The sequence below is a fragment of the Bifidobacterium sp. SKU genome (assembly GCF_026016405.1).
Taxonomy (GTDB): Bacteria; Actinomycetota; Actinomycetes; order Actinomycetales; family Bifidobacteriaceae; genus Bifidobacterium; species Bifidobacterium bifidum.
In genome coordinates this window covers 1,785,077-1,796,377 of the sequence record NZ_CP092890.1, presented here as the reverse complement: position 1 = coordinate 1,796,377, position 11,301 = coordinate 1,785,077, and the positions used below count along the sequence as shown (strand labels likewise).

The 11,301-nt window shown below is 64.8% G+C and carries 8 protein-coding genes; 3 read left to right on the top strand and 5 right to left on the bottom strand.

Features of this window, described 5'->3' with window-relative positions:
* The first annotated feature begins 18 nt into the window (after positions 1 to 18).
* The gene (gene pgl / locus MMB49_RS07695) at positions 19 to 807 is read left to right on the top strand and encodes a 6-phosphogluconolactonase (protein ID WP_047270803.1); all 789 of its coding nucleotides are present in this window, start codon (positions 19 to 21) and stop codon (positions 805 to 807) included.
* Positions 808 to 1,665: 858 nt separating this feature from the next.
* On the opposite strand, the gene gndA is transcribed toward pgl, so the two are convergent.
* From gndA to MMB49_RS07680, 3 genes are all read right to left on the bottom strand, one after another.
* Complete coding sequence (gndA, locus tag MMB49_RS07690) at positions 1,666 to 3,114, bottom strand: NADP-dependent phosphogluconate dehydrogenase (RefSeq protein ID WP_013363828.1); 1,449 nt, start codon at positions 3,112 to 3,114, stop codon at positions 1,666 to 1,668.
* 121 nt (positions 3,115 to 3,235) lie between these two features.
* On the bottom strand, positions 3,236 to 4,069 hold the full coding sequence (locus MMB49_RS07685; RefSeq protein ID WP_268253386.1) for a LuxR C-terminal-related transcriptional regulator: 834 nt from the start codon (positions 4,067 to 4,069) through the stop codon (positions 3,236 to 3,238).
* Positions 4,066 to 5,511, bottom strand: a complete 1,446-nt coding sequence (locus MMB49_RS07680; RefSeq protein ID WP_192829322.1) for an ATP-binding protein — start codon at positions 5,509 to 5,511, stop codon at positions 4,066 to 4,068. Before MMB49_RS07680 ends, MMB49_RS07685 begins: the two co-directional genes overlap by 4 nt.
* Before the next feature lie 113 nt (positions 5,512 to 5,624).
* Here MMB49_RS07680 and MMB49_RS07675 point away from each other — a divergent pair, with 113 nt between their 5' ends.
* Positions 5,625 to 7,340 (top strand): PspC domain-containing protein, encoded by a 1,716-nt coding sequence (locus MMB49_RS07675; RefSeq protein ID WP_082247809.1) that lies wholly within the window; start codon positions 5,625 to 5,627, stop codon positions 7,338 to 7,340.
* A gap of 32 nt (positions 7,341 to 7,372) precedes the next feature.
* A complete protein-coding gene (locus MMB49_RS07670) occupies positions 7,373 to 8,350 on the top strand; it encodes a hypothetical protein (RefSeq protein WP_047270799.1) in 978 nt (325 codons plus the stop codon).
* Positions 8,351 to 8,404: 54 nt separating this feature from the next.
* Here the strand turns inward: MMB49_RS07670 and MMB49_RS07665 are convergent, their stop codons facing one another.
* Together MMB49_RS07665 and MMB49_RS07660 are read right to left on the bottom strand one after the other, a co-directional pair.
* The gene (locus tag MMB49_RS07665; protein ID WP_022173460.1) at positions 8,405 to 9,016 is read right to left on the bottom strand and encodes a DUF4125 family protein; all 612 of its coding nucleotides are present in this window, start codon (positions 9,014 to 9,016) and stop codon (positions 8,405 to 8,407) included.
* Between the two features lie 68 nt (positions 9,017 to 9,084).
* The gene (locus tag MMB49_RS07660) at positions 9,085 to 11,148 is read right to left on the bottom strand and encodes a DUF4037 domain-containing protein (protein ID WP_047270797.1); all 2,064 of its coding nucleotides are present in this window, start codon (positions 11,146 to 11,148) and stop codon (positions 9,085 to 9,087) included.
* Positions 11,149 to 11,301: the final 153 nt, after the last annotated feature.

Sequence of the window (11,301 nt, the reverse complement as noted above, 5' to 3'; positions counted from 1 at the left end):
ACAAAGGAGCTGTAACTGATGTCGCAAAGAAAAACCGTAACATGCCCGAACCCCGATGTTCTGGCGCAAGCTGTGGCCGTGCGCGTGCTGACCACGATCAGGAACCTGCTCGCCGAACCGGGGCGCAGCCGCGTGGATATAGCGCTGACCGGCGGGACCGACGGCAATCGCGTGCTGCGCGCGATCGGCACCGACCCGCTGGCCGATGACCTGGACGCCTCGCGCGTGCACATCTGGTGGGGCGACGAGCGGTTCGTGCCCGAGGACAGCGACGACCGCAACGCCAAGCAGGCGCGGCGGTTCCTGAACATCCTGGTGGAGCGCGGGCTGATGCCGGAGGAGAACATCCACGAGATGCCCGCTGACACGCGCGATGCCGCACAGATCGCCGCAGCCACCGACGAGGAGAACGATGCGGTGCTGGCCGATGCGGCCGCCGCCTACCAGAAGGAGCTGATCGAGCAGCTGGGGGAGGAGCCCACGCTGGACATCGCGTTGTTCGGCGTCGGCCCGGATGCGCATTTCGCGTCGCTGTTCCCCGGACGGCCTGAAGTGCTGATCGACGACCCGCATGTGCTGGTCGCCGGCGTGCGCGATTCGCCGAAGCCGCCGCCGCTGCGCGTGACGCTCACCGTTCCCATGATCGCCCGTTCGCGGCGCACGTGGGTGTTCGCGTCCGGGGAGCGCAAGGCCGATGCGGTCGCCGCCGCCTTCGCCCAGCCGCGCAATCCGCAGGCCCCGAGCTCCTTCGCCGACGGCGAGGAACTCATCTGGTACATCGACCAGGACGCCGCCAGCAAGCTGTGAGGTTTGTCTCGACTATCGGATAGTTCGGTATTTGACGCCTGTTATTTCGGATAACGAGACAATTCGAGGATTCCGTGGCCCGAAACGGCAAAGATGCATGCTCTTGCCGTTTCGTGCCGCGTCTCCCATCGTGAAATAAGATCTGATTGGTGTTCATCATGGCATGAGATTGAGGCCGGTCTGTCAATCATGGCGATGCGGTTCGACGATCGTACTGGACAATCCGGTCGTATTGCGAATTTCGTTCATTCCGCCCGAGGGTTCATTGCGTGCCCGGGGTGCGGTCCGGCATGCGAATGGGATGCAGCGCAAGAAGCGCGCAGGGTTGCGACGCCGATGCGTGTACAACTCCCGCGAAATGGCATAATGCGCGCGTTGTACGGGGCGGAATCTGTACAACAGCCATTGAAAACGATTGCGCCCACTGTTGTACACCGACGAAGTTCCTGGAAACGTTGGAATTCCAACGAAATGAGGAATGGCGTGCGAGGTCTCTCGGGAAGGTGTATGTACAACTGCTGCGTTTGCCTACAATGCGCGCGTTGTACAGGAGGATATGCACCGCCGGCGGTGACTGGGCGTTGATTGGTGATGTTGGGATGCGTCTGGTTGCGATTACTGTGCGCGAAAAACGTCTGTGTGAAAAATGGGAACCACACGATATGAATGGCGTGCCGATGAAACACGATGGCGCAGACGCCCCTAGGGGAGCCTGCGCCATCATTCGTATGGTTCGCGTTCGATCTGCGAGCGGTAGGGAGGGGCTTGTGGTGAGGCTCGGTGTTTGCTTATGACCAGGCTCGCCTTCGGCCCCTACGATTGGGGTCTCGCTTCGCGAGGCTCATTGTCTCCCGGAAATCACGCAATGATTTCCTCACGGCCAGGCTCAGCCCACAACGTGTGGAAAGCACCGGGCATGTCGGTGCGCTGGTAGGTGTGGGCGCCGAAGTAGTCGCGCTGGCCCTGGATCAGGGCGGCGGGCAGGCGCGGGGAGCGCAGGCCGTCGAAGTACTCCAGCGAGGAGGCGAACACCGGCACCGGGATGCCGAATGTAATCGCACGGGAGACCACGCGTCGCCACGAGCGCTCGGCGGTCTCGATCGCGTCCTTGAAGTACGGGGCGAACAGCAGAGACACGTTGGCTTCGCCGTTCTCGAACGCGTCGGAGATGCGGTTCAGGAACTTTGCACGGATGATGCAGCCACCGCGCCAGATGCGCGCCACCGCAGCCAGATCGATCTTCCAGTCATACACCTTGGCGGCTTCGGTGATCTCGTTGAAGCCCTGGGCGTACGCGACGATCTTTGAAGCGTACAGCGCCTCGCGGATGTCATTGATGAACGCGACCTTGTCTTCCTCGGCCATCGGCACCACGCCGGACGGTCCCTCGAAGTCCTGCTTCTGGGCTTCGGCGCGAAGCTCGGCCTGCCCGGACAGTCCTCGCGCGAACACGGCCTCGGCGATACCGGTCACCGGCACGGCCAGATCAAGCGCCGACTGCACGGTCCACGTGCCGGTGCCCTTCATGCCCGCGTGATCCACGATCACGTCGACCAGCGGCTTGCCGGTCTTCTTGTCGACTTGATGCAGCACGTCGGCGGTGATCTCGATCAGGTAGGACTCCAGCTCGGTCTTGTTCCACTCCTCGAACACGTCGCCGATTTCGGCCGGCGTCATACCGAGCGCGCGACGCATCAGGTCGTAGCTCTCGGAGATGAGCTGCATGTCGGAGTATTCGATGCCGTTGTGCACCATCTTCACGAAATGGCCAGCGCCGTTCTCGCCGATATGCGTCACGCACGGCTCACCCTCGGCCTTCGCCGCGATGGACTCGAAGATCGGCTTGAGCGTCTTCCAGGACTCCTCGCTGCCGCCGGGCATCATCGAGGGTCCGAGCAGGGCGCCTTCCTCGCCGCCGGACACGCCGCAGCCGACGAAGTGCAGTCCGCGGGCGCTGATCGCCTTCTCGCGGCGGATCGTATCGGGGAAGTGCGCGTTGCCGGCGTCGACGATGATGTCGCCCGGCTCCATCAGATCGGCCAGCTGGTCGATCATCGCGTCGGTCGGCTCGCCCGCCTTGACCATGATGATCGCGGTGCGCGGCTTCTTCAGCGATGCCACGAATTCCTCCATCGTCTTCGCGGGGAAGAACTCGCCCTCGCTGCCATGCTCGGTGATGAGTTTCTCGGTACGCGAATAGTGACGGTTGAACACCGCCACCTTGTTGCCGTGACGGGCGAGATTGCGGGCGAGGCTCGCTCCCATTGCGGCCAGTCCGACGACACCGACGTTTGCTTCAGCGGTCATGCTGTTTCCTTCCGACGAGGATAGGGTTTTGTTCGTTACCAGTGTATGAAGAACGCTCTACGTGGGTGGCGTCCGTTTCACCGTCGGCATGGAAATGTCGCCGCGCCGGTCGTGCCTTGCCTCATACGATGCGGCGGTCGGCTGCCCAGCGGGTCAGTTCAGTGCGGTTGGACAGCTGCAATTTGCGCAGCACGTTTGACATGTGGGTCTCCACGGTCTTGATGGAGATGAACAATTCGGCGGCGACCTCCTTGTATGTGTATCCGCGGGCGATCAGGCGCATGACCTCCTGCTCGCGGCCTGACAGCAGGTCCAGCTCCTCGTCGCGGCCCTGCACGCCGCCGGCCCCGTCCATCGGCGCCCCCTGGAAGGCGGACAGCACGAATCCGGCCAGTTTCGGCGAGAACACCGCATACCCTTCGTGCACCTGCTTGATGGATGAGATCAGATCGTCGCCGGTGATGGTTTTGGTAACGTATCCGCGTGCGCCGGCACGAATCACCGAGCCGACGTCCTGCGGCGAATCCGACACCGACAGCGCCAGGAACGCGGAAGCGGGGGAGAGCGGCTGCGATTTGGCGAGGATCTCCGCGCCTCCTCCTCCCTCGCCGCCGGGTACGTGCACGTCGAGCAGCACCACGTCCGGTCTGATGTCGGCGATCATCGCGATCGAGCCTTCCACGTCGGCGGCCTGCCCGACGATGTGGAAGTACGGCTGCAGCGTGGCGATGACACCGGCGCGGAACATCTCATGGTCGTCGACGACGGCCACGCGAATCGGCGTCGCCGCAGCTTCGCGGGGAGTGGTATCCGTATCAGTGGCTCTGCCGGACTCCACGTCGTTGCACTCCACGCTGCCGAACTCACCGGCCGCCCCTTGCCTCACATCCGCTCCTGATGTCGGTCCGATGCTTGTGCTGTCTGCCTGACCCATATGCTTCACCTGTCGAATCATGTTTCCCTCTGCGTGCGTGTGTATGATGCCGCGCCGGATGGCGGTCGTCCATGCTGCCCGCCGGCGTTCGTGGCATCGCCCCGCTGGTTCGGTTGCCGTCCGCCTGCGACCGGCATGTGCATGCGCACCTCGGTGCCCCAATGCGGCCTCGATACGATCTCCACTGTACCGCCCCGTCGTCGGATCCGCCCGATGATCGACTCGCGGATGCCGAGCCGACCCTCGGGAATCGCGTTCACGTCGAACCCATCGCCATGATCGCGCACGAAGACCTCAACCTTGTCGGCGCCGGCCTCGCAATACACGGAGATGGGCTCGCCGCCATGCGTCACGGCGTTGATGAGCGCCTGCTGCGTGGCATCGAGCAGCGCGTCGGTCTGGGCACTGGGCCTCGCGTCGCCCACGGTCACCACTTCGATCGGTTTGCCGTGCTCGTCTTCCGTCTGCGCGGCTATGGCCTTCAGCCCGGCGCTGACCGAACGGTCCGATGTGGTGCGTTCCTGATACAGCCATTCGCGCAGTTCGCGCTCCTGCTGCCGGGCGAGCGAGAACACGGTCTGCGGGTCGTCGCTGTGCAGCTGGATCAGGGCGAGCGTCTGCAGCACGCCATCGTGCAGGTGCGCGGTCATGTCGGCACGTTCCTCTTCACGCTCCTTGAGTGCGCGCTCGGTGGATAGGGAGCGGATGAGCGTGCTCACCCAAGGCACGATCGCCAGAGCCGTGCCGGCCAGCAGTACGAACCCGCCGATGATGATGCGGCGAGGGGACGCGCCCCACCCCGGAACCGTGCTGGTGAACACGAAGATCGCATAGCCGACGAACAGAAGAACGATGCCGCCAAGCATCGATGGCAGTTTGCCCTCGTCCGCGTCGAACCGCGACCATGCCAGTCCGAGGCCGCCGACGGCGACGGCCAGCGGCACGATCAGCTCCCGTCCGCCGGCAAACGACAGCAGCACGCTTATGGCGATGAACACCAGACCGGCCAATGCCACCAGTGAAGGTTTCGGGGCGCGGCGCAGAGCCGCCGCCAGTCCCTCCGAGGAGTCGTCGGCGTCGCTGCGTCCACTGTCACCCGCGGTGCCGGCGTATGCCGCATTACCGCGGGAGAGCGGCTCGGCGAAACCTGTCGAGGCCGCATCCGACATGGCCTGCGCGGCGGCGACGGGATCGCCGACCGGCATGAACATCCACAGGAACACGTATGCGATGACGCCGGCCCCGAACGCGAGAGCGGCCGCGGCGAACGCGAGTCGCACCAGCCATACGGGCGCTCCCAGATGTAGGCTCACGCCACGGCACACGCCGACGAGGACGCGCCCGTTCCGCGGGCGCATCAATGGTAGGCTCGGCGTGGCGGACGGCGGTTGGGCGCGGCGGGCCTGCCATTGCGTCCGACGGGGCGCGTGCGGCTGCCGGTACGGGTTGTTCGGCTGGGTCATGGTTCCATTGTGCGCCTCCGGGGAAGACGACATGGGGCATAACGCCCCGGTTCAGGGAACAATCAGGGTGTCCCCCGATGCGTGCGGCGGCCGGTTGCTGCTGTAATGGAAGCATGAACGATACAACGTATGCCTATGACGCGGGTGGCGCCGCCGGCCCCGGCACGAATGGTTCGGATTCGTACGGTTCAAATCCGTACGGTTCTCCTGCGCCCGGACCCCAGCCGAAGCCGAAGCGGCAGAGCGACCGGTTCTTCTCGTGGATCCGCGGCAGCGCGATGGAGCGCGGCGACGACCGGTGGATCGCCGGCGTGTGCAGCGCCATCGCGCAGCGCGTGGGATGGAGCCCGACTCTGGTGCGGGCACTGGTGCTGGCGAGCGTGGTGCTATGCGGATTCGGTTTGGCGCTGTACGCCATCGCATGGGCGCTGCTGCCCGATGCGCGGGATGGCCGTATCCTCGGCGAGGAGCTGATCGACGGGCGCTGGGATTGGAACATGCTTGGCGTGATAATCATGATGATGCTGGCGGTCGCCGTCCCCGGTGCCGGTCTCGCGGCGGCCCTGTGCGCGGCGCTGGTGCTGTGGGCCCTGGTGCAGAACGCCAACCGGCGGCATGGCGGATACGGGTCGGGCAGCGGCGTCAGCGGCGTCAGCGGTACCGGCGATTCTGAGAACGGCTCATACCGGTGCGGATGGCCGGCCTCGTCATACGCCTATGACGGTGCGGACACGGGAGAGCAGGCGGCCGATGCCGGCACGGCTGGCTCATCAGGGCCCGCCGCGCCGGAAGCCGCGGGAAGTGCAGCGGAGTCCTCCGGAGCGTCGGTGCGTCAGCCGTTCCAGCAGCCCGCTCCGGGATACGGCTTCGGCCAGCCCCATACCGCCGATCGGCCCGCACATCCTTCCATGCCGTACCAGTCGTCTCCGTATCGCCCATCGGCGGGGCCTCCTCCGCCGAAATACGAGCGCCGCAAGCCGGCCGGTTTCGCCATCGTCATCGGCATGATCGGGCTGATGCTCGTCTCCAGTGCGGTTCTGATGCTGGCAAACGACAACTCATCCATCGAATCGATGACCCGTGTGCTCACGCTGTGGATTGGCGGCGTCTGCCTGGCTCTGGGTGCTGTCATAACGGTGCTTGGACTGATGGGGCGCCGCTCCGGAGGCCTGATTCCGCTCGCCTGGACCGCCGCGTTCGTCGCGGTCTGCGTACTGGGCGTCAACGTCGCTTACAGCTATACGGTGGATGCCATGCAGTCCGAAGGCGGCACGCTGGTCAATGTTCACGGAGTCACGAAATATGGCGCCACCGATCAGCAGATCGCCCGATTGCAACAGGGCGTGCGGTTCGTCGGCACGAATTACGGCGACGACCGCGTCAGCATAGATCTGACGCGAGATGGCGTGCCCGGCATCAGCCCCCACAAGGTGACGGATGTCGACGGAAAGGTCAGGCAATCGACGTGTCCGGTCGGGGACCTGCGCATCTCGGCCTATCGGGCCCGGGTGATTCTGACTTTGCCGCAAGGATGCAGCTTTGCGTTCGGCAAGCGCAGCGACGGGTATCGGCTCGTCGGTTCTATCGGAGGCCGGTATACGATCACCAGAAACCAGTGGGGATACGATTTCCTGCGCCTGGACAACACGTTCTCGGGCCGTTCCGGTGAGAAGCCGGCGTGCGACGGCGGCGCATCCAACCTCGATTACAGCACCATTCCTGAAGGCGGGCCCGAACTGATCATCAACGTGCCGTACACCATCGAGGGGAAAGTGGCCGTCCGTTATGTCGATGACAGCGGCGGATGCTCATCCGATGACGCCCTGTGAGCACTGCGGACGAATGATACGAGGAGCACATCATGAATGACGATCACGATATGACACGGCATCTTCCGAATGCCGAGGCGATGCCTGCGGATTTCGAGCAGACCGAGGCTTTGCCGACACTGGTCGGCGGCGTGTCCGAACAGGCTTCTGCCGTCACGCAGGCGTTGCCGGTCGAGCCGACGCAGGCGTTGCCGGTCGAGCCGACACAGACGCTGCCGGTTGCCGAGACAGAGGCGATGCCGGTAGAAAAGGTCGCGGTGCCGCAGACCGAGACCAAGTCGTTGCCGGTTGACTCCGCGTCGACCGAGAAGTTGTCTGCCGAACCACTTGCGGCCGGGGCGGTTTCGGACGAATCGGCGGCCCCCGTGGATGACGGCCAGACCGAGACCGAGCCTGCCGCCGACGCATTCGGGAGTCCCGCCGCCGCTTCCGATCGGCGAACCGGCGATGTTCCGGCCGGAGCCACAACGGCCGGCGATGTTCCTTACAAAGGGCAGCCTCTTGCCGCAGCGCCATCCACAGACGCGGGCGCCACGCAACAGCCTGATGCCGCCACGGCCTTCGCCGCGGGTGATACAGAGCAGCCCGGTCCGGCATCTCAGCAGATTCCGCTGTACAGCACGCAGCCCCCGCGAGAGCATGACGGATACGGACCGAACCGCCCGGATGCGGGTCCTGCATACGCCGCTCCGGCCGGTCCCTGGGCCCAGCCGGGCGCGGGCTCCAATTACGTGCAAGTGCCGCGGGACGTGCCGGTGCGTCCGGTCATCCGCAAGACAGGGCCGAGCGCCGCCACACTGACATTGGGTGTGTTCATGCTGCTGGTCGGCGCGGTGGCGATCCTGTTCGGAGTGAGGTTCCCCAATGGCGTGCTCGCATGGTTCGATATGGATCCCCGCGTGATGTTCGCCATCGGGTGCGCGGTGGTCGGCGGGGCACTGATCCTGATCGCCATCATCTGGTCTCTGGCAAAGATAGCGCGCAACGCACGAACGCCCCACGGCGAGTGACATATCGACCGGTGCCTTGCCGGCGGCCCTGCCGGCAAGGCACCGATTCCCGCGTCAGCCCTGTGCGGCCTCCGCTTCGGCGAGATCGGCGAACCCAGCGAGGGCGACGGTGTGGGCGATCGTCTCCTCGGTCAGGTTCCGACCCTTCCGGAGCAGATCGTCGACGAAACGCCGGTACAGGGCCATCGTGCGTTCCGAGTAGGTGCCGAGCTCCCCGCGCAGATATGTTTCGAACGACGTGGATTGCGCGGTGTCCTCCGCGGTGCGCAGCACGCGCATGGCCCGGCCGAGTTTCGGGTAGCGGGCGCGGAAGTCCTCGGCCCACGCCACCTGCGTCGCGATGACATGCTCCTGCGTCGCGATACGTTCGTCGCTCAATCGGGGTATGTACGGTTCGATGTTGTCATGGAAATCCTGCGGTGCCGTGGACTCCATCATGCGGCCGTACTTCTCCGTGACCAGATTGCGCCCGACGCGCTCGGCCTCGACCAGATCGGCCAGATAACTGTCCAGCAGCGGATCGGTCCATGTCATGAACTGGCTCGTGCGCATCTGCCGGAACACCGGCCAATTGCCTTGGCAGGCGGCCCGCCCGCCCTCGTTGTTCGTGCGCTGGAACTGATCCCATTCATGACGCACTATCCGCTCGATCAGCTGGTCGCTCATCCGCCGCCTCTTTCCCGTTGTCCGTTATCGCCGTTGCCGCCGTCATCGCCCGTGCCGGTCACGCCCTGTCACAGGGAATGCAGACAAGCCGCGTCGCTGGCGATGTGCTCCTCGACATATGGCCGTTGCCACTCCAGGAACGTCTCGTCGCTGCCGGTCAGTCCCTCTCGGCGCAGCTCGGCTACGACCTCGGCGCAGACGTGCTCGATGGTCTGGGATATCTTCTCGGCGACCGGTGCCGACCCCTTGCCGCCCTCGCCGAAACCGGCACCGCCATAGCAGGCGGCGGAGCTCAGCCGCAGCAGCGTCTCCAGCTGCCCGCACACATCGGCGAGCCTCGTCGCCATGCGGGACGACAGCCGCCGAAGCGCGGCGAACCGCCACTTGTAATACGGCAGGTATCCCACGGTGATCGGATTGTTGAGCAGGAACACCAGTGATGCCGCCGCCTGCACGAACTCGCCGATCGACAGCCAGGCGGCCGCACCGTCGCCGCGCGTGAGCATGCGCGGCACATTGTATTGCCCGGCCTGCGCCATCATGCCCAGACGCTTGGATATCAGCGCCAGCCGCACGTCCTCCGGCATGGTCTTGAACCCCTGCCGGGTGTCGAGGAACTTGCCCAACGGGTCGGCGAACACCTCGCCGTTGGTGGCGGCGGCAAGCGTCGCCTCATCCAGCATCAGCCACTCGTGCGGGTTGTTGGTGCTTGGCGCCTGACGGTATCCGGTGATCGACTCGAAGAAATCGCCGATGCGGAACACTCCGTCGCGCCTGCCTGCACCCTGCGCCCTGGCGGTGGACTCGCGCGGGCCATATCCCATGAACGATTGGGGGAGCGCCTCGTAATCGGCCTGAAGGCGCTCGCCGATCGCCGCATAATCCTCGTCGGTGAGCCATAGACAGAAGCGTGGGCCGAAATCATGGTCGCGCGAGAGATCGTCATCGAACCCGTAGCATTCCGATCCGTGGCCCACCAGTCCCGCCGCGATGCGCCCCTGATATTCCGGGTATTTGTCGGCGATGAGCGGTTTGCCATAGGCGTTCCAGCATTCGCGTGCCAGCTTGAGGCCGCATATGGGTGAGGTGCCGGTGGGTGAGGCGGTAGCGGACGGAACGGCGGCGGATGGGGTGCCGGCGGGTGCTGCGCCGGGCGTGCCGGAACCATTCCCACCTGCGCTCGCATCCTGTGAAACATCCTGTGAAACATTCGCGGGGGCATGCTCGGAGGCCTCGTGTTCGGCCTGCCGCAGGTTGCTCTCGGTGATGCGGTAATAATCAGTGTCCTTGCCGTAGCATTCCTCGATGACCTGCAGGGCCTGGCAGTACAGGTTCACCGCCTGCCCGTAATCATGCTGGTGAAAACGCACCTGCGCGTAGCCGGCCAGCGCCGAAGCGTAATGGGCGCTGTGCTCAAGATGACCGTTGCGGTAGATCTCCAACGCCTTCGCCGCATGCCAGCTCGCGGCGGACAGCTTGTCTTCGGCGAGCAGCGTCAACGCCAGATTCGTGTGCGTCGAGGCCACGTCGAGGTCGGTTTCGGCATCCGGGCTCGACGATTCCAGTATGCGCAGGGCCTCGCCCAGCTCCACCTCGGCCTGATGCGTTTTCCCGGTCTCGCTGTACAGCATCGACAGGTTGTTGTGCAGGGCGGCGAGTCGCCGGTCGCTGGGGGCGAGCGTGCGCTCGCTGGACGCCTGCGCCTGCTTGTACAGATCCTCGGACTGGTCGTACTGGCCGGCCGCCCGCATGGCGGTGGCCGCATTGATCAGGGTGGTCGTCCATGCCTCGGTGCCCGTGATGCCCATACGGGTCGCGAGCTCCAGCGCCCGTTGCACGATCCACTGGTTCTCCTTGTGTCGGCCTTGCGAGCGGTAGAACCCCATCGTCTCGTTCAGCACGGTGAGCAGCCCGGCGTCATCGCCGGCGTTCTCCGCGTCGATCATGGCCTGCTCCAGGTACGGCCCTGCCTTGGCGGCGGCGTGCGCGTCGAAGATCGCGTCGAGCCCGGCGAGGAACCGTTGCGTGTCAAAAGGCTGCTCGGAAGGTCGGGGTTCGTCCCCGGCTTGGTCCGGTGCCGCGTCATCGTCGAACGCGGCCATCAGCTTCGCCATCAGTGCATCATCGTCCATGTCATCTCCTTGCCATGAAACCGGTTTCTACCAGTCTAGGAAGCCTTGGTGATGACGTTTTCGGCGTGTGATGTGAGCTATATAACAAACCCCCGCTCTCAAAACTCGCAGATATACCGGTGATTCAGCGAAATTCCACTTGTATCTGCGAGT